Source organism: Nocardioides gansuensis (genome assembly GCF_003076135.1).
In the GTDB taxonomy this organism is placed as follows: domain Bacteria; phylum Actinomycetota; class Actinomycetes; order Propionibacteriales; family Nocardioidaceae; genus Nocardioides; species Nocardioides gansuensis.
Genome location: NZ_QDGZ01000003.1, coordinates 412,462 through 437,994, shown reverse-complemented (window position 1 = coordinate 437,994; position 25,533 = coordinate 412,462). Strand labels below are relative to the sequence as shown.

The window sequence follows — 25,533 nt, the reverse complement described above, 5'->3', positions numbered from 1 at the left end:
TCAGATCGTCACGTGCGGAGCGATCTGCGCCAGCGTGGCCTCACCGATCCCGTCCACCTCGAGCAACTCGTCGACGGCCGTGAACCCACCGTGCTCGGCACGCCAGGCGACGATGGCCGCCGCCGTGACCGGACCGACGCCGGGGAGCGTCTCCAGCGCCGCCTCGTCGGCCGCGTTGAGGTCGACCAGGGTGCCGGGCGACGCGCTCGGGCTGCCGGGCTGCCCGACCGTGCCCGCCACCCCGGCCGGCGCGTGCACTCCGACCAGCACCTGCTCGCCGTCGACCAACGGCCGCGCGAGGTTGAGCGAGGTCAGGTCGACCCCCCTGAGCGCACCGCCCGCCGCCTCGAGGGCATCGACGACGCGTGATCCCGCCGGCAGCACGGCGATGCCCGGACGGCGTACCTTCCCCGCGACGTCGACCGTGACCTCCTCCCCCGCGCCAGCCGATCCCGAGGTCGACCCCGCGGCCGACGCCTGGGCTGCCCCCGCCGGCACCCCTGCGGTCGACGTGGACGCCGACGGCACGGCCGCCGTCTCGACGAGGGGCTCCGCCAGCGGCGCGGGCGCGGCCACGGGCCGGGGCTCGGCCTGCGAGCGCACGACCAGCCACGCCGCGAGCCCGACCGCCAGCGCGGCCACGACCGCCACCACGGCGATGTGGGCCGGCCCCAGGACGACCCGGTCGGCGAGCCGCCGCGCGGCGTGCCGGCCGGGCGACGGCACGGCGGGTGGGCCCGGGAGAGCCGCCGGGTCGGCCAGCGCCGGAGGCTCCTCCCGCGGCCCGGCCCGCAGCCGGGTGTGCTGGTGCTCCGACGGCGGCTCGCCGCGGACGGCGGCCAGCTCGGCGCTCAGGGTGGCCAGCCGGCGCGACACCGCCTCGGCGTGCTCGGACGAGGGACTGCGACTGCGCATGCCCGCGACGCTAGGCGCGACGGCCGACGCCCGCGAACGCCCCAGCCGCTACCTGTGGACAACCGCGGTTGGCCGGGCTTCTCCACATGCGGGGGACGCTGGGTGGGGCGGTGCTACTCCTGCCGTGGCGCCACCGTGACCGCCACCATGCCGGGGCCGACGTGCGCACCGAGCACAGCGCCGAGCTCACCGCACCACGGCTCCCGGCCGTCCAGCTGGTCGGCCAGCCGCTCGGTGAGCCGCTCGGTGAGCTGGTCGGCCTTCTCGGCGTTGGCCAGGTGGGAGACGCTGACGTCGACCGGTCCCTCGCCCGCCGACTCGACGGCAAGCTCCTCGAGGCGGGCCAGCGCCTTCTGGCCGGTGCGCACCCGCTCGAGCTGGGCCACCTTGCCGTCGACGATGCCGAGCAGCGGCTTGACCGAGAGGGCACCGCCGAGGATGGCCGCAGCGGCTCCGATCCGGCCGCCGCGGCGCAGGTACTCCAGGGTGTCGACGTAGAACAGGGACGTCGCCGACTCCGCCCGTCGCCGCGCGGCCGCGACGGCCTCGGCGGCGCTCCCGCCGGCGGCGACGACCTCGGCCGCGCTGAGCGCGGCGTAGCCCGTCGCGGCGCCCACCTGCCGGCTGTCCACGGCATGCACCGGTACGCCGGCCTGCCGCGCCGCGAGCTGGGCGGACTCGAACGTGCCGCTCATCTCGCCGGAGAGGTGGATCGAGATGATCTCCTCCGCGCCTTCGACTGCAAGCCGCTCGTAGACCTCCAGCATCGCGGCCGGCGCCGGCCGCGACGTGCTCACCGGCACGAACTCCCGGAGCGCCTCCGCCACGAGCTCGGGCGTCGCGCCGTCCGGCCCCTCGTCGTACACCTTGGCCCCGATGACCACCTGCAGGGGCACGACGACGATGCCGTGCTGCTCGGCGACCTGCGGCGGCAGCGACGCCGTCGAGTCGGTGATGATCACGGTGCCGCGCATGGCGGAAGGCTAGTGGGTGGAGTCAGCCGGCGACGATGTTGACCAGCTTCGGCGCCCGCACGATGACCTTGCGCACCGTCTTGCCCTCCAGCGCGCGCACGACGGCCTCGTCGGCCAGCGCGGCGGCCTCCAGGTCGACCTCGGAGATGTCCGGGGCCACCTCCAGGCGGGCCCGCACCTTGCCCTGCACCTGCACGACCGCGGTCACGCTCTCCTCGACCAGCAGCGCCTCGTCGACGGCCGGCCAGCCGGCGCGCGCGACGGACGGCTCGTGGCCCAGCCGCTCCCACATCTCCTCGGCGGTGTACGGCGCGACCAGGGACAGCAGGATCGCGACTGCCTCCACGGCCTCCCGGACAGCCGGGTCGGCGGGACCGCAGCCGGAGTCGATCGCCTTGCGGGTGGCGTTGACCAGCTCCATCACGCGGGCGACCAGCACGTTGAAGCGGTAGCCCTCGACCAGCTCGGTCGCGTCGTGCACGGTGCGGGCGGTGACGCGGCGCAGCGCCAGGTCACCCGTCGTGACGTCGGCGCCCGGCTCGGACGTGACGTCTCCGCTCAGCCGCCAGGCGCGCTGCAGGAAGCGCAGCGACCCGTCGGGCGACATGTTGGCCCAGTCGATGTCGTCCTCCGGCGGGCCGGCGAAGACCAGGGTCAGGCGGATCGCGTCGACGCCGAACTCCGCGAGCTGGTCCCCCAGTCGCACGCCGTTGCCCAGCGACTTGCTCATCTTCTTGCCGTGGTTGATGACGAAGCCCTGGTTCAGCTGCGCCGCGAAGGGCTCGCGGAAGTCGACCAGCCCCATGTCGGCCAGCACCTTGGTGAAGAACCGCGCATACAGCAGGTGCAGCACGGCGTGCTCGACCCCCCCGATGTAGATGTCGCACGGCATCCACTCGTTGACCTTGGCGCTGTCGAACGCCTGGGTGTCGTCGTGGGGCGAGCAGTAGCGGAACATGTACCAGGACGAGTCCACGAAGGTGTCCATGGTGTCGGTGTCGCGCTCGGCCGGGCCGCCGCAGGTCGGGCAGGTGGTCTCCACCCACTCGCGGGCCGCGCCCAGCGGCGAGGTGCCCTTGGGCTTCAGGTCCGCGCCCTTCAGCTCCGGCAGCAGCACCGGCAGCTGGTCCTCCGGCACCGGCACCTCGCCGTCGACCGGGCAGTGGATGACCGGGATCGGGGCACCCCAGTAGCGCTGGCGGGACAGCAGCCAGTCGCGCAGGCGGAAGTTGACCGCGCCCTTGCCGTGCTGGGCGGCCTCCAGCACCTCGATGGCCCTGTGGACGCCCGTCGCCTTGTCGGTCAGGCCGTCCAGCGGCCCGGAGTTCACGTAGGTGCCGTGGCCGGTGGTCGCCACGAAGGACACGGCCGGGTCCTCGGCGCCGGTGTCCACGACCATCCGCACGGGCAGGCGCATCTCCCTGGCGAAGTCCAGGTCGCGCTGGTCGTGCGCCGGCACGGCCATGATCGCGCCGGTGCCGTAGTCGGCCAGCACGTAGTCGCTCGCCCACACCGGCAGCTGCTCACCGGTGACCGGGTTGGTCGCGGTCACCCCCAGGTCGACGCCCGTCTTCGGGCGGTCGGTGGCCAGGCGGTCGATGTCGGAGGCCTTCCGCACCTCCGCGACGTACGCCGCCAGCTCGGCCGAGCGGTCCGGCGTGACCAGCTCGGTGGCCAGCTTCGAGTCGGCCGCGACCACCATGAAGGTCGCCCCCCACAGCGTGTCGGGGCGGGTGGTGTAGACCGTGACGCGCTGCCCGTTGGACATGTCGAAGTCGACGTGCGCGCCCTCGGACTTGCCGATCCAGTTGCGCTGCGCGGTGATCACCCGGTCCGGCCAGGTCGGGGCCAGCGTGTCCAGGTCGGCCAGCAGCTCGTCGGCGTACTCCGTGATCCGGAAGTACCACTGCGTCAGCTCGCGCTTGGTCACCTCGGCGCCGCAGCGCTCGCAGTGCCCGTCCACGACCTGCTCGTTGGCCAGCACGGTCTGGTCGGCGGGGCACCAGTTGACCGGGCTGTTCTTGCGGTAGGCCAGCCCGCGCTCCATGAACTTCAAGAACAACCACTGCGTCCACTTGTAGTAGGACGGGTCGGACGTGTTGAAGCTCCGGCTCCAGTCGAAGGACGTGGCGTAGTTGCGGCAGGACGCGATCGAGGTCTCGATGTTGCCGTAGGTGTAGACCGCCGGGTGCTCGTCGTTCTTGATCGCGGCGTTCTCCGCCGGCAGACCGAACGAGTCGAAGCCCATCGGGTTCAGCACCTCGTAGCCGCGCTGCCACCAGTAGCGCGCGATCACGTCGTGCAGCGCGAAGACCTCGGCGTGACCCATGTGCAGGTCGCCGCTCGGGTAGGGGAACATCGTGAGCGCGTAGCGCTTATCGCGAGGGCTGTCGTCGTCGGCGCGGAAGTGGTCCAGCTTCTCCCACACCTGCTGCCACTTCTGCTGCACCGACTCGACGTCGTACGTCGTGCGCTCGTCCTGGTCGCTCATCGTCTGTTCTCCTCGTCGATCCCTGACCGTCTGTTGGCATGAAAAAACCCCTCGCAGGGAGGGGTTGCCGCGCGACTGCGTGAGTCAGCGCGGCTGGCCAAGAAGCAGGGACTGCGTCTGCATGCCGCCGATGATACCGCCGCAGGACGGAAGGCGGCGACCCGGATTGCTCCGGGCCGCCGCCAGGTGTCCGTCAGCCTCGTGTCACTTGACGAAGCGCGGGGTCATCGGCGGGTTCCACCACTCGCCGTTGTAGGCCTTGATCGCCCCGACCGCGTGGAGGACGCCGGCGATGATCGGCGCGGCGAAGAGGATCAGCAGGCCCAGGCCGAGCGCCAGGATCAGCGGGATCGCGACGACCAGCCAGATGAACATGGTGATCTGCACGTTGATCGAGTTGGCCGCGTGCTGGCGGACGAAGGGGCCGCGGTCCTTGTACATCACGTAGATGACGACGGACGCGACGAAGCCCAGGAGGCCGAAGGAGAACAGCATGGCCGCGAGCGCCGCGCCGTGGGCGAGGGCGCCGATGTTGCGCTCCTGCCCCGGCGCCAGCTGCTGCGGCTGCTGACCGTAGGACTGCTGACCGTAGGGCTGCTGGCCGTAGGGCTGCTGGCCGTAGGGCTGCTGGCCGTAGGGGGACTGCGGGTGCTGCTCGGTCATGGCTCACTCTCCTCGGGCGGCGCACTCCAGGGCGCCGCTCTCACCCCACTCAACCACGCCGCTGGGCGGTTTCGTTCCCCGCTCGGGGTCGGTTCAGGGTCGGACCAGGGTCACCCTGAACACTGCCCAACAACCGTTTGACAGTGGCAGTGCCAGCCGCCCACACTCTCCCCAACAACTCTTGGAGGGTGAGATGGCTGACGATGCGGAGCGACAGGCCATCTCGGCACTGCGCGCGGTCGCCCACCCGGTGCGGCTGCGCATCCTGTCGCTGCTCACGGCCGAGGCGATGAGCGCCGCCGAGGTGGCGCGCGCGCTCGACCTCACGCACGCCAACGCGTCGTACCACCTCCGCGTGCTCCACGAGGCCGGCGAGCTCGTCGAGGCCGGCGAGGAACGCATCCGCGGCGGCGTCGCGAGGCGCTACCGCTACCCCGTGGGCGGCGACCCCGCCCGCCGCCCGAAGGGGCCTGCAGCGCCCGAGGACCGCGTCGCCTGGGCCAGCGCGACCCACGCCGAGGTCGTACGCCGCCTGGCGTCGGCGTCGCGCGAGCGACACCCCGGCAGCGACAGCGACCTCGAGACCTGGGTCGAGCCGGACGTCTGGGCCCGGGCGATGGGCCTGGTGCAGGAGGCCGTGCTCCTCCTCCACGCCGAGGCCCGCCCCGCACGCACCGAGGGCACGATCCACGTCAGCGCGACGACGCTCGCCTTCGTGATGGCGGACGACCAGTGACCTGGGCTGCGTCGATCGCGCCGCTGCGGGAGCGCGGGTTCGCGTGGTACTTCGCCTCGCGCTTCGTCAACACCTTCGGCGGCATGATGGCCAACATCGCGCTCGCCTTCGCGGTGCTCGACATCGAGGACTCGGCGGCCGCGCTCGGCCAGGTGCTGGCCGCCCACACCGCTCCGATGGTACTGCTGCTCCTGTGGGGCGGCGTCATCTCCGACCGCTTCTCGCGCGCCGTGGTGCTCCAGGTCTCCAACGTCGCGTCCGCCCTGACCCAGGGCACGATCGCGGCCCTCGTGATCACCGGGACGGCCGAGCTGTGGATGCTCGTGGCGCTCTCCGCGGTGCACGGCGCCGTCTCGGCGATCAGCTTCCCGGCGATGGCGAGCATGGTCCCCCAGCTCGTCCCCCGCGACCAGCTCCAGCCCGCCAACGCGCTGCTGTCGCTGACCCGCAACGGCCTCACCGTCCTCGGTCCCACCATCGGCGCCATCCTCGTGGTCACGGTCGGCCCGGGCTGGGCGCTGGCCGTCGACGCGGCGACCTGGCTCCTCGCCGCGCTGCTGCTCCTGCCCGTGCACATCCCGCCGCGCGAGCGCATGGAGTCGACGAGCACGCTCACCGAGCTGCGCGAGGGCTGGTCGTTCTTCTGGTCAACCACCTGGCTGTGGGTGGTCGTGGTGGCCTTCGGCGCGCTCAACATGATCCACACCGGCACGATGCAGACCCTCGGGCCGGCCGTCGCCGAGGACACGGTCGGACGGCAGGGCTGGGGCTACGTGCTCTCAGCGGAGGCCCTGGGCCTGCTCGCGATGGCCGTCGTGCTGCTGCGCGTCCCGCTGCAACGGCCGTTGCTGTGGGGGATGGCCGCGATCTCCCTCGCCGCCCTGCCCATGGTGCTGCTCGGGGCAGAGCCCGTGCTGGTCGCCCTCGTGGTCGCGGCGTTCCTCGGCGGCGCCGGGATCGAGGTCTTCTCGATGGGGTGGAACCTCGCGATGCAGGAGCACGTGGACGACCGGATGCTCTCCCGCGCCTACTCCTACGACGCGCTCGGCTCGTTCGTCGCGATGCCCATCGGCCAGCTGCTGTGGGGGCCGCTGGGCGTCTGGTTCGGCTACGGCCCGGTGCTGGTGGCGTCCGGCGTGGCGTACGCCGCGATCTGCGGGCTGGTCCTGCTCTCCCGCTCCGTCCGGGAGCTGCCGCGCAAGCAGGCGCTCGAGACCGTATGACGATCGGCTGACCCAGTGAGCCAGGGACCGATGGACGTGCACTAGCGCTTCCCGGCGCCGACTCACCCACGTCAGCCTTGCCGCCTGCAGGCACCACTGCACGTCCATCGGTTCAGGACCACTGAGTGGGATGCCCTCGCTCAGCGCACCGGAAGGACCAGCAGGTCCTCGTGGTGGACGGTGACCCGCAGCGACCCGGCGGCGGCCTCGGCCCGCCGCCGCTCGGCGTACCCGGCCGCGTCAGCGAGCTCGGGACGGACCTCGCAGGCGGCGGACCACCAGCCGTCGAACCACGCAGCGGTGAGCGCCGCCTCGTCGGGCCCGAGGCGCCACGGGCTGGGCCTCACCGCGACCTCGCGACCCAGCAGCCGGAATCGGGCGGCGGCCGCGCTGGCCGCGTCCGGGCCGAGAAGCCGCCCGGCGGCAGTGGTACGCCGCTGGTCGGTGTTGAAGGCCAGCCTCACCCGGTCGTCGAGCGGGTCTGCCGGATCCAGGGCGACCCGGCCGACGACGGAGAGCGTGATGAGCACCGGGCAGCCCGGCCGGGCGCACAGGGCGACCAGCCGGTCCACCTGCGCGGCCGTCAGCATGTCGAGCAGCGCAGAGGCCGTCACGAGGTCGGCGTCGGCCAACTCCTCGGGCGGAAGCCGGGTGAAGTCTCCCTTCCGGGTCTCCGCGGTCACCTGCCCGCCGTCGGCCGACAGGGCCGGGGCCCGGCGCCCGGCCTCGGCGAGCAGCTCCTCGTCGCGGTCGTGGAGCACCCAGTGCTGGGGACCCGGCAGGCGCGGGGCGAGCCACCGGGCCATCGAGCCGGTCCCGCAGCCGAGGTCGTGGACCCGCGTCCCGCCGCCCGAGGGCAGCAGCGAGACGAGCTGGTCCACCAGCTCGGGCGACCGGGCTGCCGCGTCGGCGGGCTCGCGCAGCGCGAGCCAGTGCGCGCTCGCGCGGACGGGTGCGCTGTCCATGCGCTCCTCCTCCGTGGGTTCCGTGAGCCCCGTGACCTCCCTGCACTCCATGGGCTCCATGGGCTCCGTGAACCAGAAGCGCCCGGCGTGCGTACGACAGCGTAGTGAGAGATCTCGGACGCGTATCGGTGGCGAGCGGTCCGGGCCTGGCCGGAGCGCTGGCCGGCCTGGCCGCACTGCTGGCCGTCCTCGCCGCGACGATCGGGCTCGGCACGCCCGCGGCAGCCCTGGGCCTGGCCTGCGGCGTGGGGCTCGCCGGGGCCCTGCGGCACGGGCTGGCGGCCAGCGGGACCGCTCGGCTCGGGCCTGCCGACCTGGTGACACTCACCAGGGCGGCGCTGGCCTGCGGCATTGCCGCGCTGGTCGCCGACGCCTACCTGCGCCACCCTGCCGTGCCGACCCTGGTCACGCTCACGGTGGTCGCGCTGGTCCTCGACGCCGTGGACGGCCGGGTGGCCCGGCAATCAGGCACCGCCTCCGCCTTCGGCGCCCGGTTCGACGGGGAGGCCGACGCGTTCCTCATCCTGGTGCTGAGCGTCTACATCGCGCGGGAGGCCGGGGCGTGGGTGCTCGCGATCGGGACGGTCCGCTACGTCTTCGGAGCTGCGGGATGGCTGTGGCCGTGGATGGGATGCACCCTGCCCTTCCGCGACTGGCGCAAGGTGGTGACCGCCGTCCAGGGCATCGTCCTCTGCGTCGCCGCCGCCGACGTCCTCCCGGACGGCGTGCGAGATCTTGCCCTGGTGGTCGCCCTCGCGCTGCTCGCCGAGTCTTTCGGTCGGGACGTCGTCTGGCTGTGGCTCCGCCGGGCACACGCGCGCGAGCGACCGGCGGAGTCGACCGAGGCCCGGCTGCCATGAGGCAGGACGAGCGGATCCCGTTCGACTCGGCGCTCCAGCGCGCGCGGGCCTCGGCATACGAGCCGGGAGAGTTCGTCGGCCAGGAGAGCTTCATGGGGGCAGGCGAGATCCGCACCCTGGCGGCGCGCGCCGGGATCGGGCCCGGGACGACGGTGCTCGACCTGTGCTGCGGCGTCGCCGGCCCCGGGCGGCTGATCACGGCGGAGCTGGGCTGCACCTACCTGGGGATCGACGCCAGCGCGAGCGCCCTCCACCTGGCTCGGGAGCGCGCTGCCGGCCTGTCGTGCCGCTTCGAGGCCGCGCGCCTCCCACCGGTCCCGAGGGGCCAGTTCGACGTGGTGCTCCTGCTCGAGACCATGCTCGCCTTCCCCGACAAGGACGCGCTGCTCCGCGGCATCGCCGCTGCACTGCGGCCGGGCGGGCGGTTCGCCTTCACCGTCGAGGAGGGCGAGCCGCTCACGGGTGCCGAGCGGGCGGCCATGCCGGATGCCGACACCGTCTGGCTCGTGCCGCTCGGTGAGCTCGAGGGGGCTCTGGAACGGGCGGGGTTCGAGGTCCGGTGGATCGAGGACTGGACGCAGGCGCACCGCCTGACGGCGGACGCGCTGACCGCGGCATACGGCGCCGACGCGCCAGCCATCGCCACAGCGGTGGGCATGCGCGCCGTCGAGGAGCTGGTCGCGGCCCACCGGCTCTGGAGCTCATGGCTCAGTGCGGGCCGGGTGCGCAAGTACGCCGTCGTGGCCGAGCGGGTCGCGTGACGTGCCCGCCGGGGTGAACCCGGCCCGCGCGCGCGTCGTACATCCAGGTGAGCCCTCGTCGACGGGCGACGGGGCACTTCCCCATGATGCGGAGCATGTGATGACCCTGCGGATCCTTGCGGCGGCAGCAGTATTCGTCTCGGCGGCCGTCCACCTCTTCATGTGGTTCGACTACGCCCGGGACGACGACTTCCTCGGGCCGGGCTTCCTCCTCAACGCCGTCGGCGGCGCCGTCATCGGCATCCTCCTCCTGGCCTGGCGGCACTGGCTGCCGGCGTTCCTGGCGCTCGGTTTCGGGCTCTCGACGCTGACGGCCTTCGTGCTCGCCACCACCGTCGGGCTCTTCGGCACCACGGCCACCTGGGACGGCTGGGAGGTGTGGGTCGCCGCGGCGGCGGAGGTGGTGGCGATCGTCACCGGCGCCCTGCTGTTCCTGCAGCTCAACCCGTGGTTCTCACGCGGGCAGCTTGAGGACGACGCGCCCGTCCGGCGTGCGCACCTCCACTGACGCGATCTCGTCCGTGTCCGCGGCGGTGGCGGCCGCGAGCCGCATGGTCCGCCCACCGACGGAGCGCCAGCTGCCGACCCGCTCCGTCCGTCCGTCGCGGGTGCGTACGACGAGCAGGTAGTCCACGGCCTCCGGCAGCCCGTACTCCACCGAGCCCGGGTCGTAGGTGCACTCCAGCGCGAGCCGGGTGCCCCACGTGACCTGCTCGAGAGTGACGAGCGCCCGCACCGGCACCTCCCCGATCGGCCGCATGGCCCGCGGCGTCGCGGTGCTCGACGGACTGGACGGAGCGGTGCTGGACGGCGACGCCGTCGGCCCGGCGTCCTCGTCCCCCGGCGGGAGGCCGGCCAGCGGCAGGACGACCGCCGCGACGAGGGCCGCTGCGGCGGCCCCGAGCCCAGCAGCCACGAGCGTGCGGCGCCGCCGCGCGCGGCGTACCTCCCGGCACAGCGCAGGGAGCAGCGTGGCCGGCACCGGAGGCTGGCCCGCCATCGCGTGCTCCAGCAGGCTCGCGTCCACCCGGCCCAGCAGGCCGGGAAGGCCGGCCAGCTCGCGGACCGAGCGGGCACAGTCGTCGCACTCGGAGAGGTGCCGCTCGAAGGCCAGCCGCTCCGTGGGCGCGAGGGCGCCGAGCACGTAGGCCCCGGCGTCGCGGGCGTGCGGGCAGGTCATGCGCCGACCCCCATCTCCTCCAGCGCGAGCTTGAGCGCCCGGAGCGCGTAGTGCGTGCGCGACTTGACCGTCCCCTCCGGCACGCCGAGGCGGCGTGCCGCCTCCGCCACCGGCCGGCCGCGGTAGAAGCACTCCAGCAGCACGGCACGGTGGTCGGGCGAGAGGTGGGTCAACGCCTCCGCCACGACCCACGACAGGAGCAGCTGGTCGCTCTGGTCGGCCGGGTCCTCGTCCTCGGGGACGTCGGCCACGGGGATCTCGCTCAGGGCGCGGTGGCTGCGCCACTCGTCGATGACGATGTGGCGCGCGACCGTGAACAGCCACGCGCGCACGGCCCGCGGCTCGGCCTCCAGGATGGTCCGGTGGCGCCAGGCCCGCAGCAGCGTCTCCTGGACGACCTCCTCGGCCCGCCCCCTGTCCTGCCCCACGAGGCGGAGGCAGAAGTGCCACAGCGGCGCAGCGTGCTCGTCGTGCACCTGCTGCATCAGCGTGACGTCGTCCTCAGCCATCCGACCCTCCTCCCGGTGGTACGTCGCGGGTGGGGCGCGGGTTCACCGCGCAGCCCCGGCCTGGGCACCACTGTGGCGGCTCCGGCCGTACGCCGCGAGGAACCGGTCGCGGAACAGGTCCATCCGCCACACCGGCGCCCCGGCTCCGGGCCGCAGCCCGTCGTCCCAGCCCCAGCCGGCGACCCGGTCGAGGACCCCCGCGTCGTGCGCGACCAGGGCGATGGGCACGTCGGGCCCGGCGTCCTCCCCCGACACGATCGTCGCCGGCTGGTGGTCGCCGAGGAACACCACCACCAGGTCCTCGTCACCGTGCCGGACGACGAACTCCACGAGGGCCGTGAGCGAGTAGGCGACCGACTCGGCGTACGCCTGCCGGACCCGCTCGGGCGAGGGCCAGACGTCGTCCTCGGACGGCACCTCCGCGTCCATGCCGTCGTAGAGCGAGCCGTCGCCGAGGGCGGACCAGTCGACCATCCGCGGGGTCGGCGCCCACGGCGCGTGGCTGCTGACCAGGTCGATCTCGGCCATCACCGGCCGCCGGGCCCGGCGGGCCAGCTCGAGGCGGTGGAAGGCCTCGAGCGTGAACTGGTCGGGCATCGTGGCGTAGCCGAAGGGCGGTCCGCGGTAGCCCACGTGGCGCGAGTCGTAGACCCGGTCGAAGCCGTAGAACTCCCCCTGCGGCCAGGCCCGGTCGTTGGCCGGGACGTCGGCGACCGTGCGCCAGCCGGCGCGCGCGAAGAGCCGGCTCAGGGTCAGCCGCGGGCTCGTGACGAGGACGTCGTACCTGCGCTGGCTGTCGACCCACAGCCCGGACTGCAGCGTCGCGTGGGCCAGCCAGCTGATGCCCCCGAACGTCGGCGAGGTGAGCCAGGCGCTCCGGCTGGCGAAGCCGGCGCGTGCCAGCCGCCTGGTGCCCGAGTCGAGGACCTCGACGACGTCCGGGGAGACGGCCGGGTCCTCCAGGGCGACGCGACCCAGGCTCTCGACGAACACGACGAGCACGTCCTTGCCGCGCAGCCCCGCAAGCAGGTCCTCCGCGTCCACCCGGTCGAACGGGTCGTGCTCGGCCGCAGCGGCGAACTCGCGCTGGTCCCGCAGCTGGGCGGGGATCCGGGCCACCTGGGCGTACACGTAGCCGGCGGCGTCCCGGGAGGCCAGTGCTCCCACACCGATGCCCGTGGTGACGGCCGCGACCGTCCACCCGACCGCCAGGGCGACGGCGGCGCGGCCTGTCGTACGCCGGTGCGCGGCGGCCATCCGGGTCACCCGCAGCACTGCGAGGGGCATCAGCACCAGGAGCGTGACCGCCGCCGTCGCCGCCGCGACGAGGAGGGCGGCGCCGAGCGCGTCGCCGAAGGAGTTCCGCACCAGGTCGGCCAGCGAGCCCGCGTAGCGCCAGTCGATCAGCGGGTCGAAGGGACGGTTCAACGCCCTCAGGAAGCCCACGTCGAGGAGCCGGAAGACGGCCATGACGCCGAGGACCGTCCCGGCGGCAAGGGCGACCACCCTGCGGACCTCGCGGCGCCCCGGCGGGATCGCGACGAGGACGCCGAGCAGCAGCACCGCCTCGAGGGGCAGTCTCAGGAACGTCCACGGCCCCACGTCCCGAAGGTCCGGAGGCAGCGTGAGCACGACGAGCACCACGAGCACGGCCAGGCCCGTGAGGAGACGGCCGCGGCCGCGTTGAACCGTGCGCACGCCATCTCCGTTCAACACCTTCGACAGGGGCTTACACGTGGGGGAACGAGGAAGTCGCGGTTCCGGTTCATCCCGGCGCGGGTGAGGATGGTCCGATGGAGGAGGCGCGGGCGTTCTGGCTGCGGGAGCCCGGCGTGGGCGAGATCCGGCCCGTGCCGCTCGCCCCGCCAGGGCCGGACGAGGTGCGTGTCCGGTCGGTGCGCTCCGCGATCAGCCGCGGCACCGAGTCGCTCGTCTTCGGCGGGCACGTCCCTCCCAGCCAGTACGACGTGATGCGGGCGCCCTTCCAGGACGGCGACTTCCCCGGCCCGGTCAAGTACGGCTACCTCAGCGTCGGCGTCGTGGAGGCCGGCCCGCCGTCCCTGCTCGGCCGCACGGTCTTCTGCCTGCACCCGCACCAGACGGCGTACGTCGTGCCCGCAGCGGCCGTGGTCGCCGTACCGCCCGGCGTGCCCGCTCGACGCGCCGTGCTCGCTGGCATCGTCGAGACGGCGGTGAACGCGCTGTGGGACGCGGCTCCGCTGGTCGGCGACCGCGTGACCGTCGTCGGCGCCGGGACGCTGGGCTGCTGCGTGGCGCGCCTGCTCGCCGGCATCCCGGGCGTCTCCGTGGCGCTGGTCGACGTCGACGCGACGCGGGCCGACACGGCCGCGGCCCTCGGCGTCCCCTTCTGCCTGCCCGAGGAGGCGGATGCCGGCCGCGACCTCGTCTTCCACACCAGCGCCACCTCGGAGGGCCTGCAACGGGCGCTGGAGCTGCTCGTCCCCGACGGGATGGTCGTCGAGCTCAGCTGGTACGGCGACGGGCCGACCTCGCTCGACCTCGGCGGCGCCTTCCACTCCCGGCGGCTCGCCATCAGGGCCAGCCAGGTTGGCACCGTCTCCCCCGCCCGCCGCGGCCGCCGCACGACGCACGACCGGCTCGCCCTCGCGCTGGACCTCCTCCGGGACCCCGCCTTCGACGTCCTGCTGACCGGCGAGTCGCCGTTCGCGGACCTGCCGGCAGTGATGCCACGGATCGCCCGCGGCGACCTCCCGGCCCTGTGCCACACGGTGACGTACGACGAGGAGGCGGTGCCGTGTTCAGCGTGACCGTGCGCGACCACATGATGGTGGCGCACAGCCTCCGCGGGGACGTGTTCGGCCCCGCCCAGCGGCTGCACGGTGCCACGTTCGTCGTGGACGCCACCTTCCGTGGCGAGACCCTCTCCGAGGAGGGGATCCTCGTCGACATCGGCCGGGCGACCGAGGAGCTCAGGGACGTCCTGACCGGGCTGACCTACCGCAACCTCGACGACGAGCCCTCCTTCGGCGGGGCCAACACGACCACCGAGGTGCTGGCACGCCACGTCGCCGACCGGCTGGCCGAGCGGCTCAACGCGGGCGCGCTCGGCCCGGCCGCGCAGGTGACCGGCCTGGTCGTCACGCTGCACGAGTCCCACGTCGCGTGGGCCAGCTATGAGCGGGTCCCGTGACGGCCGCGCGCACGGTCCACGTCGTGGTCCCCGACGGGATCACCGACCCGCTCCGGCCGAGCGGCGGCAACACCTACGACCGGAGGCTCTGCGAGGCGCTGGCGGAGACAGGCTGGGACGTGCACACCCGGCCGGTCGGTGGGGACGGCTGGCCGTGGCCCGGGGCACGTGGACTGCGAGCGCTGGAGGCGGCGCTCGCCGGCATCCCCGAAGACGGGCTGGTGCTGGTCGACGGCCTGCTCGCGTCGACCGTCCCCGAGCTGCTGCTGCCCGCGTCGCGCCGGGTGCGCCTCGTGATCCTGCTCCACATGCCGGTCGGAGCCCGTCGTGGCGACGCAGGCTCCGCCCGCCAGGAGCGCGACGCTCTCGCGGCAGCGAGGGCGGTCGTCACGACGAGCGGCTGGACGAGCCGCTGGGTGCGGTCGACGTACGACCTCGACGGGGCCCGGCTGCACGTCGCCAGGCCCGGGGTGGACCCGGCCCCACCGGTGACGGGCACCGGCACCGGCGGACGCCTCCTCTGCGTGGGGGCGGTGCTCCCGGCCAAGGGCCACGACGTGCTGGTCGCTGCGCTGGCCAGGCTCCGCCACCTCGACTGGCAGTGCGTGTGCGTCGGCCCGGCCACCAGGGACGCTGCCTTCGCCGCGCGTGTGCAGCAACGGCTGCACGAGTCCGGCCTCGACGACCGGGTCCTGCTCGCCGGGCCACGCACCGGCGCGGCCCTCGATTCGTCGTACTCCGGGTCGGACCTCCTGGTCCACCCGAGTCGCGCCGAGACCTACGGCATGGTCGTCACCGAGGCGCTCGCCCGGGGCCTCCCGGTCGTGGCAGCCCACGCCGGTGGCGTCACCGAGGCGCTCGGGTCGACGGCGGACGGGAGGCGGCCCGGCATCCTCGTCCCGCCGGGCGACGTCGAGGCGCTCGCGGCCGCACTCGGGCGCTGGCTGACGGACCAGAGCACGCGCGCCGGCCTCAGGGCCGCCGCGCTCCAGCGACGACGCGAGCTCACCGGCTGGGCCGAGACGGCCGGCCACGTCGCCCGCGTGCTCGAGGAGGTGGCGGCGTGAGGGCGACGTGGAGCTGGACCCGGGTGCTGACCGGGGCCGTCGTCCTGGCCCTCGTGGCGTGGTGGACGGGCACCGGTCCGTTCCTCCACGGGCTGCGCTCGCTCGACCTCACGACTCTCGCCCTGGGTGCGCTGATCGCGGTGCCCACCACGGTGGCCTGCGCCTGGCGCTGGCACCTGGTGGCCGCCGGCCTCGGGGTGGGAGTGCACCTGCGGCGGGCGGTGGCCGACTGCTACCGCGCCCAGCTCCTCAACGTGACGCTGCCCGGTGGCGTGCTCGGCGACGTCCACCGCGGCGTGCGTCATGGCCTGGCGTCGGACGCGCTGGGGCGTGGGCTCCGCTCGGTCCTCTGGGAGCGGGTCGCCGGCCAGGTCGTGCAGGCCGTCCTCGTCGTGGTCGTCCTGGCTCTGCTCCCCTCGCCGTTCCGGGGCGCGCTCCCGGCCTTGCTCGCGCTGCTGGTGGTGGCGGCCGTCACCGCCGGACTCCTCCTGCGACATGGCCGGCCGTCCTCGGGCACGAGGATCGGGCGGGCGCTGCACCTGCTGCGGGGCGACCTGCGGGACGGGCTCGCCGCTCGGCACACCTGGCCAGGCGTCGTCGTCGCCTCGGTGCTCGCGGTGGGCGGCCACGTGGCGACGTTCCTGGTCGCCGCCCGGGCGGTGGGCGTCGCGATGCCCCTCACCACCCTGCTGCCCTTGGTGCTGGTCGTGCTGGTGGCGGCCGGCCTCCCGCTGAACCTGGCCGGCTGGGGCCCGCGTGAGGGGATGGCGGCCTGGACGTTCGCAGCTGCCGGGCTGGGGGCGGGACAGGGCGTCGCCGCCGCTGTGGCCTACGGCGCCATCGTGCTGGTCGCGAGCCTGCCCGGCGCCCTCGTCCTGCTGGCGTCGGGGCGCGCCCGGCCCGCTGTGCTGGAAGGAAGTGATGACGCGTGGCCGAGCGCCCGTACACCGTCCTGAGCTGCGGCATCTCGCTCGACGGCTACCTCGATGCCGCCAGTGACGAGCGCCTGGTGCTCTCCAACGAGGCCGACCTCCAGCGGGTGGACGCGGTCCGCGCCGAGAGCGACGCGATCCTCGTCGGGGCCGCGACCGTGCGGCACGACAACCCGCGCCTGCTCGTGCGCGACGGCCGGCTGCGCGAGCTGCGCCGCAGCCGCGGCATGTGCGACTCGCCGGTCAAGGTGACCGTGACCGGGACGGGCCGGCTGGACCCGGCCAGCAGCTTCTTCACCGCCGGCGACAGCGACAAGCTCGTCTACTGCGCCAGCCACTCCCTGGCGGCCGCGCGGCGGCGTCTCGGGACGGTGGCGACGGTGGTCGACGGAGGCGACCCAGTGGACGTACGCCGGCTGGTCGAGGACCTGCACCGCCGCGGCGTGCGCCGCCTGATGGTCGAGGGCGGCAGCCGCGTGCACACCCAGTTCCTCACCGCCGACCTCGCCGACGAGCTGCAGCTGGTCGTGGCGCCCTTCTTCGTCGGCGACCCGCGTGCGCACCGGTTCGTGGGCGCTGGGGCGTTCCCGTGGCACCCCGGGCGGCGGGCCCGGCTGGCCGAGACACGCCAGATCGGAGACGTGGTGCTGCTGCGCTACGCGCTGTCGTCCCGGTTCGCGGAGGAGGAGGTGAGCACATGAGCGGGGGTGCAGGTGTCCCGGCCGCCACCGTCCGCAGCGTGGTGACAGTGCCGCTGTTCCTCGCGGGCTACGCCACCGAGGCGCGCGTCCACACCTTCGACGGCCTCTGCGACGGCCGCGAGCACCTCGCGCTGGCGCTCGGCGACGGTCCCTGCTCGACCGGCGCTTCCGCCGCGGTGCCGCTGGTGCGGCTGCACAGCGAGTGCCTCACCGGCGATGTCCTCGGAAGCCAGCGCTGCGACTGCGGCCCCCAGCTCCGGGAGGCTGTCGAGCGGATCACCGAGGCGGGCGGCTACCTGCTCTACCTCCGCCAGGAGGGTCGCGGCATCGGCCTCTACAACAAGATCGACGCCTACGCCCTGCAGGACACCGGGCTCGACACCTACCAGGCCAACCTGGCGCTCGGCTTCGGCAAGGACGAGCGCGACTACACCGCCGCGGTCCAGATGCTGCTGGCCCTGGGCGTCGACCGGCTGGAGCTGCTCACCAACAACCCCGACAAGGAGGCCCAGCTCGCCGCCGCCGGAGTCCAGGTGGATCGTCGGGTCCCCACCCGGCTGCACGCGACTCCGGTCAACGGCCGCTACCTCGCCGCGAAGGCCTCCGACGGACACGACCTGCTCGGCCTGGCACTGTGAGCAAGGGGCCGCGGAAGGCCCGGTAAATGCCGAACGGCCGCCCGGGTGGGCGGCAGTTCGTCCGGTGGAGCTGAAGGGACTCGAACCCCTGACCCTCTGTAGCGGGCCTCGGCGTTCGCGACCATGGCGGTCTCTCGCCAATTCTCGGCTCCACCCCGTCTGACCTGGGACAACGCATCCGGGTCAAGGTGCATCGCGATCTCGAGCCTATCCGCGCCTCGGGCGTTCTAGTGCGGGGTCGACTGGTTTCGCACACGCGAACTGGTGAGTTCTTGGTGACCATCCTGTCCGCCGCACTCATCTGGACCGAGGGGTGCGACGGCTCAGCGGATCGCGACCTGTGGTGTCCCGATCCGAAGTGTGCCGCTGCGGATGCGGGTGGCCATATCGTGGACCTGCATGAGTTCGACCTGCCCGACGCGCACGTGCTCGTCCCCGAGATGGCTGACGACCACCCTTCGGTCCAACCCACCCCGAGCGGGCTCAGCCCCGCGCCTGCAGGTCGTCCCTTCGTGCCCGCGCATCGCGCGGCCAGGACAGGCGAAAATGCGTCTATTCGCCGCGCTGCGGATAAGAACCCAGACACAGGCCTCGGCCCTTTGTCGCCGCCGGCGCACGTCGCCGAACCCGACAGCCGCCTTGGCCTCATTCTCGAGCGTCGCCCACCCTCGTGAGGCATGAGGCTTCACGTTCGAGTAGGTCAACGCCCTACTGCGGGATGACAGGAGCTTGAGGGTTTACGGAGGGTGCAGATGGCCCGATCTGGTCGGGCGCCGGGTCCCTGGGGTCGTCGTACAATCGAGGTCGTGACGGACCGCGGGCCGACGCTCGATCAGATCCGGGCCATGCTGACCGGAGACAGCCCGATCCTTGCGGCGCAGCGGAAGAGGTTCCGGCACCTGCCCTCCGACCCGCGCTGCAAGTTGTGCATGGTGCCGTTCCGCGGGCTGGGTGCGGTGGCCATGAAGCACATGGGGTACGGACAGTCGCCGGGCAACCCCTCGATGTGCAGCAAGTGCATCAGCGCCATGCGGGCCCGGGGCGTGACCGGTCTGGAGATCCCCGTGACCCTGGTGTTCTCGGACGTTCGCGGGTCCACGTCGCTGGGCGAACGGATGCGCCCGAAGGAGTTCCGGGAGTTCCTCGGCCACTTCTACGACCTCGCCACCCACGCGATCATCGAGCACGACGGGATCATCGACAAGTTCGTCGGCGACGAGGTGATTGGGTTGTTCTTCGGCGGGATCAGCGGGCCCGACCACACAGCGGCCGGAATCGCCGCCGGGATGGACCTCGCCGAGCGCGCGGCCCGGCCGGACGCCACACCGATGGGCCCGATCCCGGCGGGCACCGGGGTGCACACGGGCGACGCGTTCGTCGGCGCCACCAGCCTGGGCGATGCGGTCGAGGACTTCACCGCGCTCGGCGACACCGTGAACACCACCGCCCGGCTGGCAGCGTCAGCCGCCGCTGGCGAGGTCCTGATCAGCGTGCCTGCGGCTGAGGCGGCGGGACACTCGAGCGAGGGGCTGGAGCGGAGGTCGTTGACGGTCCGCGGACGGTCCCAGCCGGTCGAGGTGATCGTCGAGCGGGCCGGCGTCGCGGCGGCGTGAGGCTGGTCGGCAGGCGTTCTCGGCAATTCCCAGGGCCCTTGCTGACTCTTGCAAGCAGCGCGAACAAATGGATGCCACCAACGAGCGGAGACATCGCCGGGTTTCAGCCGCCGCGGTAGCCGACCGCTAGCGGAGCTTGGCGTCTAGCCGGAGGTACGCGCGGATCGTGGTTCCGCCGGGGGCTGTGTGGACCCGCACGAGGTCGGCGAGATGGTTGACGATCAGCAGGCCCCGACCATCGGGCTGGCCGTCGACCGGTGGTCGCCTGCCGGCCAGGGGATCCGTGATCTGCCCGATGTCGCGGGCCTCACAGACCAGATGTTCGGCATCAGCCCACACGCTGAGCTGACAGGCACCAGGAGTGTGTTGGAGGCTGTTGGTGGCCAACTCGCTGGCGATCAGTTCCAGGTCGCTGATGCGGCGCCTGTCCAAGCCGGCCCGCTCGGCCTCGGTGGCGGCGAAGTGGCGTGCCGCGGAGAGGTCCGCTGCGGTTCGGACGGTGCAACTGGCGGCTTCCCGGGTGCCGTTTAGCGGCAGGTTGTACCGAGCGATCGCCGCGTCGGGGGCATATCCCGTACTGACCTGCTCGTGTCCTGCCTCCCAGACCAGCGGGTGCGTGGCCATGGCGTCTGCCACCACGTGCGATTCGAGTCTGCGCACGTCGTAGGGACAGACGATGGTGACCCGACGGTCCCGGAACGCCGCGTTGATCAGCGCCTCGTGCTGCACGCACGCCGGGTACTCTTCGTCGCTTCGGCCGGGCCAGATCGGCTCCCCGATGATGCGCACGTGCGTGGAGGGATGGTCATCTGCGAAGGCGCGGAGGACGCCGGGGATGATCCGGCCGGGATTTCGGCCGGCCTCGGTCATGTCGATGAGCGTGATGTGCTTTGCGTCGTGCCCCAGGGCCGACTCCAGGAGCCCCAGTTTCTTGGTCGGGACCGCAGCCGCTACCGGCTGGCCATACCGCCGACCGTCGCGGATGAACGGCACCAGATTGTCGAGGTACTCCTGGTCGGACCGGTAGAACAGGGCCGGGTGGATGAAAGGTTCGGTCGCAGCCATCATGTCGGGGTCTCCACACGGACGTTGGTCAACCCGAGAGCCTTGGTCAAGTGAGAAGGACCGGGGTGCGCGGTGCGCAGCACCAGCCCGTGGCCGTTGTTGCGGGCATGCGCGGCCAGCTGCAGCAGGCTTCGGTGATCGATGAAGGCCAGCCGGGTGGCGTCGAGGACGAGTTCGCCGTTGTGCGGCTGCAGATCAGCGCGGCGCAGTGCCGGCTCCAGTAGGTCCCTGGTGGCAAGGTCCAGTTCCCCGCCTATGGCCGCCGCGCACCCGCCGTCGGCCGTGGCGTGCAACCAGAAGGGTGTGGCGTTTGGGCTCGCGCCCGGATGCATGCAGGCCAAGGCCGCGATCGTTTCCTCGCCCAAGAGGCTGCGCTGGTAGGCGCACAATGCGGAGAACGGCGCGGTGAGCATGTAGCGGTCGATCAGGTGCTCATAGCGGGCGAAGGCGTCCAGCTGTTCGGGAGTACGCACGAGCGCACTGGCGTCTGCCGCCACGCGCAACCCGGTGAACCCAGCCGCCACAGCCTGGTCGGTTGCGGTGGCGTACGCCCGTACTTGAGCAGTCGGGTCGATGACCGTTTTGCCGGGGTAGGCCGCCTCGACCGAGGCCGCCTTGGCCGCCCCTCGGCGAAGTGCCCGGTCCATGCCGGGGAACTCCCGCATCTCATCTTCCAGGGCGGCTACCTCACCTGCCCCGACGTACCAGATCTGCTCACCCAGGTCCAGACCTTTTGCCAGGAAGCGGGTGGCTCGCGCTCGGAACTCGTCGGCGTCATCGAACGCCCAGCACACGTGGTCATGGAGGCCAAGATCGCGCAGGTCCCGCACGACCCCCGCCCTTCGCGACATGCAGGGGACAGTACGCTCCGGCAGTCGGATTCAACATGCGAACTGCGGAATCCTGAGGCCCTGCAGCGGGTTCCCGGCACCAGATGATCGTGATCCATGCCAACACGGGGCGGTTCCGCTGTCGGCGCGGAGCCTGCGGCGCCGCAAGCCGAACACGCAGGCGAACAGCCCCATCCTGAAGCAGGATGCGCCTAGGGAAGCCGCGTCGCTCCCCCGCTTCGGACCCATGGCTCGGGCGATGTCGCGGTTGGCGCGGGATCCACGGAGCGGGATAGTGGGTGCGTCCACCGATGCGGGCTCGGCCTTCGGGCCAACCCGGGGCTGGGCAAGCCTCGTCCCGAGGAGCGCGGAAGTGCCCATGGAGGCAGTCAAGAGCAGTGTGGTGTCGCCTGACGGCACCGAGATCGCCTTTTGGATGAGCGGGGACGGACCGCCCCTCGTGCTGGTCCACGGGGCGCCGGCCGACCACACGCGGTGGAGACCGTTGCTGCCGTACCTGGAGCAACGCGTCACCGTGGTCGCCATCGACCGGCGTGGCCGGGGCGCCAGTGGCGACGCCGAGGCGTACCGCCTGCAGCGGGAGTTCGAAGACGTTGCAGCCGTCGTTGATGCCATCGCTGGTGAGCGCGGCGAGCCGGTCGACGTGTACGGCCATTCGCATGGGGGGATCGTCGCGTACGGCGCGGCGACGCTCACCCCGAACATCCGCAAGCTCGTGCTTTACGAGGGCTGGCCGGTCCCCGACCCATCGATCTATGCCCTCCCTCCCGATCTCATGGCGCGGATGGACCAACTCTTGGGCGCCGGCGATCGGGACGGAGTGATCCAGGTGCTCTTCAGAGCTGTAGAGGACATCTCGGATGAGGACATGGCCTCTCTCCGGGCAGCGCCATCCTGGGCCGGCCGTGTGGCCGCCGCGCACACACTTCCCCGCGAGATCGCAGGCGAGACACAGGCCCGAGTCGAGCCGGAGCAAGCGGCAACCATCAGGGCGTCGGTCCTGCTCGTGACCGGCGAGACCAGCACCGACCCGGCCGCCGCCCAGGTGGGCGCCATCGCAGCCGCACTAGGGAATGCTCGACACCTGGAATTGCCGGGACAGCAGCACGTCGCCGACGTCCTGGAACCGGAGACTTTCGCGCAACATTTGCTGGAGTTCCTGCACGGCCAGCCCTGAGTTTCGCTGCCCGCTGCGGAAAGACGGGCGGCCCGCGGCTGTTGGTGCGTCCCAACGCCGCACCGGTCGCACCATCTGGGCGGTTCCGGAGTGGGGCTACAGCTCGAGTGTGTTGATGCCCGGCGCAGGGTCCGCCCGAGTGAACTCCACGAATTCGACATCTTGGTCGACGTGGACATTGTGGCCCGGGCGCAGGTAATAGGCCTGGCCAGATGAGAGGGTCTCGGACTCCCCGTCGGTGTAGCGCACGGTCGCCGAGCCCGCCAGGACATAGCCGAAGTGTGGCTCCTGGCAGGCCCCGTCGGGCAGGTCCGCGAACATCTCGGCGGTGTCGAGTCCCGCGTTCCAGCGTTCGAGCGCGACGATCATTCCGCCGGCTTCGGCGCGGTGCTGGCGGCCGATCCCCTCCAGGTCGACGGCGATCTCTGTGTTCTCACGGGTGAAGGTTGACATGGTGGGCTCCTAGGTCAGAGAGGTGTCTTGCTGCTTTTCGTGACCGTAGGCCTTGAACTCGTATGCAGGGTCAAGTCCTTGACCTTGCACCGCAGTTCCGGGTTTACCGTGGGTGGGTGCGGATCTCAGAACTCGCGGATCGAGTGGGCGTGCCCACCTCAACGGTCCGCTACTACGAGCGGATTGGGCTGCTTGGTGTTCCCGGCCGCACCGGATCGGGATACCGCGATTACGGTGAGGATTCAGCGACCCACCTCCTTTTCGTGCATCGGGCCCGACGAATGGGATTGAGCTGCGATCAGATCGCCGAGCTCCTCCCCGTGTGGGGTGGTGCGAACTGTGCGGGCGCGCACGATCGCGTCGGCCTGCTCATCGACGAGAAACAGGCCGAGATAGCCGAGCGCATCAACGAGCTCGAAGAGTTCGCGCGGCAGCTCCACGAAGTAAGGTCGAAGCTCGAGGCATCGCCGCCGGCTGCCGAGTGTCGGACGGACCTCTCATGTTGCGTGCCCTCCGGCGACATTCAGATGGTGCAGCTCGAGCTCGCGCCCCGCGGGGTGAAGCACTCTCGACGCTGACGTCGCTGAACCCGCTGAGATGGCCGACACGAGGCGTTGCCTCCGTGCTCGCAACCGGCCAGCAACGTTGCAGGAGTTCGACCCTTCGCGCCCATCAGGGTTTCTCCCAGGTGCCTCAGAGTGTCGTTGCTCCCCCGTTGGCTGCCCCGGTCTGAATATGTCACTTCGGCGCCCCGGGCGACCAGATGGTGTTCCACCCGAATTCCTGATCCCCCTTCCCCGTGCACGTTCATGCACCTGGATCACGATGAATTCGCATTCCGCACCCTGACCAGCAGTCCGGCGCTGATAATTGGCCTCTCCGGCGCCACCCGCGGTGCCGCCACCCCTTTGGAGAAGCCTCACATGCGAATCACCCGCTTCGCCGCCGCTGCCGCCACCGCCGCTCTGGCCGTGACTGCCCTCGCCTCGCCGGCAACCGCCGACCACAGCTGGGGCAACTACCACTGGGCCCGCACCAGCAACCCCTTCACCCTGGTGGTGGCCGACAACGTGACCGCCAGCTGGGACGCTTACCTCGACCGGTCCATCTCGGAGTGGAGTCAGTCCTCGGTGCTCGACCTGGTCGAGACGGCGGGTACGACCAACCCGAAGCGCTGCAACCCGACGCCCGGCCGCATCGAGGTGTGCAACGCCTCCTACGGCCGCAACGGCTGGCTGGGGCTCGCCTCCATCAACATCACCGGGGGCAGTCACATCACCGCGGGCACGACGAAGCTGAACGACACCTACTTCTCCATGGCGCAGTACAACACCCCGGAGCAGCGGGCCCACGTGATGTGCCAGGAGATCGGCCACGCCTTCGGCCTCGGCCACACCAGCGAGGACGGCAGCAGCCAGCAGACCTGCATGGACTACTCGCAGGACCCCAACAGCACCAGCCCGAACGCCCACGACTACGCGCAGCTCGAGTCGATCTACGCGCACCTGGACTCCACCTCGACTGTCGGCACCTCCTCGGGGAAGCTGCCGCGCGTCGGTGAGGACGTCTCCAGTTGGGGCAAGGAGATCCACCGCTCCCCTGACGACCACCACTCGACCTTCGTCCGCGAGTTCGGTGGAGGCAACCTGGTCGTCACCGAGGTGACCTGGGCGAACTGACCAGCACAGTCCAGCTCGCAGCGGGAACCGGCGGTTTCCGCCCGTCCGAGTCCATCGCGACGGCACCGAGGGCGAGATCTTCACCCCCGAGAGCGCACCGCCGACCCGGCCAGTGCGCCGGTTCCGGCAAGTGAATCCTGCGCCGGGCCCGCGCCGGGCACGTCCCGGCGTCGAGTGGTCACAGGCCGAGGTGCGTGCTGGTGCTGGTCGCCAGGGCGTCGGCAGGGCGGATGTAGCCCTCGAGCCGCACGGCGAGGCGCCGGTGTCGGTCTAGGCGGCGATCCGGTCGACGCCGGCGCCGGCCACCGCGGCGGTGGTGGCGTGGCCGCGCGCAGCGAGTGCCCGGTGATCCGGTCGGCGGGGAGGCCGGCGGCCGCGGCGCGCTCGGGGACGATGTCGGCGACCGCGACTGCGGAGATCGGGTCGAGGCGGATCCGGCCGCTGCCGTGGACGCCGCGGAAGCTGGTCAGCACCGGGCCGGGGGCGCGGCCGCGGACGGCGAGCCACACCCCGAGGGCGGTGATCGGGTCGGTGGCCCGGTGCTGTCCGGGGGGCGACGCCGACGACCTAGCCGCGGCGGTCGGGGTCGGTCTTGGTGGCGAGCAGGTGCAGCAGCAGGCCGCCGGGCCGGGGTTCCAGGTCGGCGAGGGTGAGGGCGGCCAGTTCGGAGCAGCGCAGCGCGGCGGCGTAGCCGAGCAGGATCAGCGCGGCGGCCCGGGCGCCCTTGGCGGTGCTCCGGTCGATGTGGGCGAGGATCTGCCGGACCTCCACGGTGTCCAGGGTGCCCGCTTGGGGCGCCGCCGTGGAGCGCTGGGGGGTCGTCGGCGGCCGCCACAGGGTGCTGGTCGGGGCGTCCGCACGGGAGTCAGGGCACGCGCGCTCACCGTGCCGAGGCGCCTGCTCGGGTG

28 protein-coding genes are annotated in these 25,533 nt (G+C 72.3%); 16 read left to right on the top strand and 12 right to left on the bottom strand.

Features of this window, described 5'->3' with window-relative positions:
- From DDE18_RS09065 to DDE18_RS09050, 4 genes are all read right to left on the bottom strand, one after another.
- Positions 1 to 915 carry a ComEA family DNA-binding protein gene (locus tag DDE18_RS09065; RefSeq protein ID WP_116571903.1) on the bottom strand — a complete coding sequence of 305 codons (915 nt, stop codon included), beginning with the start codon at positions 913 to 915 and terminating at the stop codon, positions 1 to 3.
- Between the two features lie 113 nt (positions 916 to 1,028).
- The gene (locus DDE18_RS09060) at positions 1,029 to 1,889 is read right to left on the bottom strand and encodes a DegV family protein (protein WP_116571902.1); all 861 of its coding nucleotides are present in this window, start codon (positions 1,887 to 1,889) and stop codon (positions 1,029 to 1,031) included.
- Between the two features lie 22 nt (positions 1,890 to 1,911).
- Positions 1,912 to 4,380, bottom strand: coding sequence for a leucine--tRNA ligase (leuS, locus tag DDE18_RS09055; RefSeq protein WP_116571901.1), 2,469 nt, complete (start codon positions 4,378 to 4,380; stop codon positions 1,912 to 1,914).
- Between the two features lie 204 nt (positions 4,381 to 4,584).
- Positions 4,585 to 5,043 carry a DUF4870 domain-containing protein gene (locus DDE18_RS09050; protein WP_116571900.1) on the bottom strand — a complete coding sequence of 153 codons (459 nt, stop codon included), beginning with the start codon at positions 5,041 to 5,043 and terminating at the stop codon, positions 4,585 to 4,587.
- Between the two features lie 193 nt (positions 5,044 to 5,236).
- Here DDE18_RS09050 and DDE18_RS09045 point away from each other — a divergent pair, with 193 nt between their 5' ends.
- Positions 5,237 to 5,779: an ArsR/SmtB family transcription factor gene (locus DDE18_RS09045; RefSeq protein ID WP_116571899.1), complete on the top strand. Its 543-nt coding sequence runs from the start codon at positions 5,237 to 5,239 to the stop codon at positions 5,777 to 5,779.
- Entirely contained in the window at positions 5,776 to 7,002 is a 1,227-nt protein-coding gene (locus DDE18_RS09040; RefSeq protein ID WP_116571898.1) for an MFS transporter, read from the top strand. Before DDE18_RS09045 ends, DDE18_RS09040 begins: the two co-directional genes overlap by 4 nt.
- 140 nt (positions 7,003 to 7,142) lie before the next feature.
- On the opposite strand, the gene DDE18_RS09035 is transcribed toward DDE18_RS09040, so the two are convergent.
- A complete protein-coding gene (locus DDE18_RS09035) occupies positions 7,143 to 7,967 on the bottom strand; it encodes a class I SAM-dependent methyltransferase (protein ID WP_116572017.1) in 825 nt (274 codons plus the stop codon).
- Positions 7,968 to 8,095: 128 nt separating this feature from the next.
- Between DDE18_RS09035 and DDE18_RS09030 the strand changes: the two genes are divergently transcribed.
- The 3 genes from DDE18_RS09030 (at position 8,096) to DDE18_RS09020 (ending at position 10,096) form a co-directional block, all read left to right on the top strand.
- Positions 8,096 to 8,827 (top strand): CDP-alcohol phosphatidyltransferase family protein, encoded by a 732-nt coding sequence (locus tag DDE18_RS09030; RefSeq protein ID WP_211754477.1) that lies wholly within the window; start codon positions 8,096 to 8,098, stop codon positions 8,825 to 8,827.
- Entirely contained in the window at positions 8,824 to 9,588 is a 765-nt protein-coding gene (locus DDE18_RS09025) for a class I SAM-dependent methyltransferase (RefSeq protein WP_211754476.1), read from the top strand. Before DDE18_RS09030 ends, DDE18_RS09025 begins: the two co-directional genes overlap by 4 nt.
- Before the next feature lie 100 nt (positions 9,589 to 9,688).
- Complete coding sequence (locus DDE18_RS09020; RefSeq protein WP_211754475.1) at positions 9,689 to 10,096, top strand: hypothetical protein; 408 nt, start codon at positions 9,689 to 9,691, stop codon at positions 10,094 to 10,096.
- On the opposite strand, the gene DDE18_RS09015 is transcribed toward DDE18_RS09020, so the two are convergent.
- The 3 genes from DDE18_RS09015 to DDE18_RS09005 are packed head-to-tail and all read right to left on the bottom strand — an operon-like array spanning position 10,043 to position 12,975.
- On the bottom strand, positions 10,043 to 10,768 hold the full coding sequence (locus DDE18_RS09015; protein ID WP_116571896.1) for an anti-sigma factor family protein: 726 nt from the start codon (positions 10,766 to 10,768) through the stop codon (positions 10,043 to 10,045). The two genes, DDE18_RS09020 and DDE18_RS09015, sit on opposite strands and share 54 nt — an antisense overlap.
- The gene (locus DDE18_RS09010; protein WP_116571895.1) at positions 10,765 to 11,277 is read right to left on the bottom strand and encodes a sigma-70 family RNA polymerase sigma factor; all 513 of its coding nucleotides are present in this window, start codon (positions 11,275 to 11,277) and stop codon (positions 10,765 to 10,767) included. Before DDE18_RS09010 ends, DDE18_RS09015 begins: the two co-directional genes overlap by 4 nt.
- A 42-nt stretch (positions 11,278 to 11,319) precedes the next feature.
- Positions 11,320 to 12,975 (bottom strand): sulfatase-like hydrolase/transferase, encoded by a 1,656-nt coding sequence (locus tag DDE18_RS09005; protein ID WP_116571894.1) that lies wholly within the window; start codon positions 12,973 to 12,975, stop codon positions 11,320 to 11,322.
- Between the two features lie 95 nt (positions 12,976 to 13,070).
- On the opposite strand from DDE18_RS09005, the gene DDE18_RS09000 reads away from it, so the two are divergent.
- From DDE18_RS09000 to DDE18_RS08965, 8 genes are all read left to right on the top strand, one after another.
- Positions 13,071 to 14,066, top strand: coding sequence for a zinc-dependent alcohol dehydrogenase (locus DDE18_RS09000; RefSeq protein WP_116571893.1), 996 nt, complete (start codon positions 13,071 to 13,073; stop codon positions 14,064 to 14,066).
- Complete coding sequence (locus DDE18_RS08995) at positions 14,054 to 14,449, top strand: 6-pyruvoyl trahydropterin synthase family protein (RefSeq protein WP_116571892.1); 396 nt, start codon at positions 14,054 to 14,056, stop codon at positions 14,447 to 14,449. Before DDE18_RS09000 ends, DDE18_RS08995 begins: the two co-directional genes overlap by 13 nt.
- A complete protein-coding gene (locus tag DDE18_RS08990; protein ID WP_116571891.1) occupies positions 14,446 to 15,516 on the top strand; it encodes a glycosyltransferase family 4 protein in 1,071 nt (356 codons plus the stop codon). The genes DDE18_RS08995 and DDE18_RS08990 overlap by 4 nt, the downstream gene beginning before the upstream one ends.
- The gene (locus DDE18_RS08985) at positions 15,513 to 16,472 is read left to right on the top strand and encodes a lysylphosphatidylglycerol synthase domain-containing protein (protein ID WP_116571890.1); all 960 of its coding nucleotides are present in this window, start codon (positions 15,513 to 15,515) and stop codon (positions 16,470 to 16,472) included. Before DDE18_RS08990 ends, DDE18_RS08985 begins: the two co-directional genes overlap by 4 nt.
- Positions 16,445 to 17,149, top strand: coding sequence for a RibD family protein (locus DDE18_RS08980; protein ID WP_116571889.1), 705 nt, complete (start codon positions 16,445 to 16,447; stop codon positions 17,147 to 17,149). The genes DDE18_RS08985 and DDE18_RS08980 overlap by 28 nt, the downstream gene beginning before the upstream one ends.
- On the top strand, positions 17,146 to 17,787 hold the full coding sequence (locus DDE18_RS08975) for a GTP cyclohydrolase II (RefSeq protein ID WP_116571888.1): 642 nt from the start codon (positions 17,146 to 17,148) through the stop codon (positions 17,785 to 17,787). The genes DDE18_RS08980 and DDE18_RS08975 overlap by 4 nt, the downstream gene beginning before the upstream one ends.
- 275 nt (positions 17,788 to 18,062) lie before the next feature.
- Positions 18,063 to 18,461, top strand: a complete 399-nt coding sequence (locus tag DDE18_RS08970; RefSeq protein WP_116571887.1) for a hypothetical protein — start codon at positions 18,063 to 18,065, stop codon at positions 18,459 to 18,461.
- 132 nt (positions 18,462 to 18,593) lie between these two features.
- Positions 18,594 to 19,400 (top strand): adenylate/guanylate cyclase domain-containing protein, encoded by an 807-nt coding sequence (locus DDE18_RS08965; RefSeq protein WP_165821096.1) that lies wholly within the window; start codon positions 18,594 to 18,596, stop codon positions 19,398 to 19,400.
- A gap of 126 nt (positions 19,401 to 19,526) precedes the next feature.
- On the opposite strand, the gene DDE18_RS08960 is transcribed toward DDE18_RS08965, so the two are convergent.
- The gene (locus DDE18_RS08960) at positions 19,527 to 20,468 is read right to left on the bottom strand and encodes a sensor histidine kinase (protein ID WP_116571885.1); all 942 of its coding nucleotides are present in this window, start codon (positions 20,466 to 20,468) and stop codon (positions 19,527 to 19,529) included.
- Positions 20,465 to 21,295, bottom strand: coding sequence for an MEDS domain-containing protein (locus DDE18_RS08955; protein ID WP_245916536.1), 831 nt, complete (start codon positions 21,293 to 21,295; stop codon positions 20,465 to 20,467). Before DDE18_RS08955 ends, DDE18_RS08960 begins: the two co-directional genes overlap by 4 nt.
- A gap of 379 nt (positions 21,296 to 21,674) precedes the next feature.
- Here DDE18_RS08955 and DDE18_RS08950 point away from each other — a divergent pair, with 379 nt between their 5' ends.
- Entirely contained in the window at positions 21,675 to 22,493 is an 819-nt protein-coding gene (locus tag DDE18_RS08950) for an alpha/beta fold hydrolase (RefSeq protein WP_165821095.1), read from the top strand.
- 96 nt (positions 22,494 to 22,589) lie between these two features.
- Here the strand turns inward: DDE18_RS08950 and DDE18_RS08945 are convergent, their stop codons facing one another.
- Entirely contained in the window at positions 22,590 to 22,946 is a 357-nt protein-coding gene (locus tag DDE18_RS08945; RefSeq protein WP_116571882.1) for a cupin domain-containing protein, read from the bottom strand.
- A gap of 62 nt (positions 22,947 to 23,008) precedes the next feature.
- Here DDE18_RS08945 and DDE18_RS24250 point away from each other — a divergent pair, with 62 nt between their 5' ends.
- Both DDE18_RS24250 and DDE18_RS08935 read left to right on the top strand, forming a co-directional pair.
- A complete protein-coding gene (locus DDE18_RS24250; RefSeq protein ID WP_116571881.1) occupies positions 23,009 to 23,524 on the top strand; it encodes a MerR family transcriptional regulator in 516 nt (171 codons plus the stop codon).
- A gap of 345 nt (positions 23,525 to 23,869) precedes the next feature.
- On the top strand, positions 23,870 to 24,625 hold the full coding sequence (locus DDE18_RS08935) for a zinc metalloprotease (protein WP_116571880.1): 756 nt from the start codon (positions 23,870 to 23,872) through the stop codon (positions 24,623 to 24,625).
- A 567-nt stretch (positions 24,626 to 25,192) separates the two neighbouring features.
- On the opposite strand, the gene DDE18_RS08925 is transcribed toward DDE18_RS08935, so the two are convergent.
- Complete coding sequence (locus DDE18_RS08925; RefSeq protein ID WP_116571879.1) at positions 25,193 to 25,396, bottom strand: site-specific integrase; 204 nt, start codon at positions 25,394 to 25,396, stop codon at positions 25,193 to 25,195.
- Between the last annotated feature and the right edge of the window lie 137 nt (positions 25,397 to 25,533).

What these genes read in the sequence shown, in the direction of transcription:
- DDE18_RS09065 (WP_116571903.1), bottom strand. Translation starts at nt 915, where the DNA reads ATGCGCAGTCGCAGTCCCTCGTCCGAGCACGCCGAGGCGGTGTCGCGC.
- DDE18_RS09060 (WP_116571902.1), bottom strand. Translation starts at nt 1,889, where the DNA reads ATGCGCGGCACCGTGATCATCACCGACTCGACGGCGTCGCTGCCGCCG.
- leuS (WP_116571901.1), bottom strand. Translation starts at nt 4,380, where the DNA reads ATGAGCGACCAGGACGAGCGCACGACGTACGACGTCGAGTCGGTGCAG.
- DDE18_RS09050 (WP_116571900.1), bottom strand. Translation starts at nt 5,043, where the DNA reads ATGACCGAGCAGCACCCGCAGTCCCCCTACGGCCAGCAGCCCTACGGC.
- DDE18_RS09045 (WP_116571899.1), top strand. Translation starts at nt 5,237, where the DNA reads ATGGCTGACGATGCGGAGCGACAGGCCATCTCGGCACTGCGCGCGGTC.
- DDE18_RS09035 (WP_116572017.1), bottom strand. Translation starts at nt 7,967, where the DNA reads ATGGACAGCGCACCCGTCCGCGCGAGCGCGCACTGGCTCGCGCTGCGC.
- DDE18_RS09025 (WP_211754476.1), top strand. Translation starts at nt 8,824, where the DNA reads ATGAGGCAGGACGAGCGGATCCCGTTCGACTCGGCGCTCCAGCGCGCG.
- DDE18_RS09020 (WP_211754475.1), top strand. Translation starts at nt 9,689, where the DNA reads ATGACCCTGCGGATCCTTGCGGCGGCAGCAGTATTCGTCTCGGCGGCC.
- DDE18_RS09015 (WP_116571896.1), bottom strand. Translation starts at nt 10,768, where the DNA reads ATGACCTGCCCGCACGCCCGCGACGCCGGGGCCTACGTGCTCGGCGCC.
- DDE18_RS09010 (WP_116571895.1), bottom strand. Translation starts at nt 11,277, where the DNA reads ATGGCTGAGGACGACGTCACGCTGATGCAGCAGGTGCACGACGAGCAC.
- DDE18_RS09000 (WP_116571893.1), top strand. Translation starts at nt 13,071, where the DNA reads ATGGAGGAGGCGCGGGCGTTCTGGCTGCGGGAGCCCGGCGTGGGCGAG.
- DDE18_RS08975 (WP_116571888.1), top strand. Translation starts at nt 17,146, where the DNA reads ATGAGCGGGGGTGCAGGTGTCCCGGCCGCCACCGTCCGCAGCGTGGTG.
- DDE18_RS08960 (WP_116571885.1), bottom strand. Translation starts at nt 20,468, where the DNA reads ATGATGGCTGCGACCGAACCTTTCATCCACCCGGCCCTGTTCTACCGG.
- DDE18_RS08950 (WP_165821095.1), top strand. Translation starts at nt 21,675, where the DNA reads ATGGAGGCAGTCAAGAGCAGTGTGGTGTCGCCTGACGGCACCGAGATC.
- DDE18_RS08945 (WP_116571882.1), bottom strand. Translation starts at nt 22,946, where the DNA reads ATGTCAACCTTCACCCGTGAGAACACAGAGATCGCCGTCGACCTGGAG.
- DDE18_RS24250 (WP_116571881.1), top strand. Translation starts at nt 23,009, where the DNA reads ATGCAGGGTCAAGTCCTTGACCTTGCACCGCAGTTCCGGGTTTACCGT.
- DDE18_RS08935 (WP_116571880.1), top strand. Translation starts at nt 23,870, where the DNA reads ATGCGAATCACCCGCTTCGCCGCCGCTGCCGCCACCGCCGCTCTGGCC.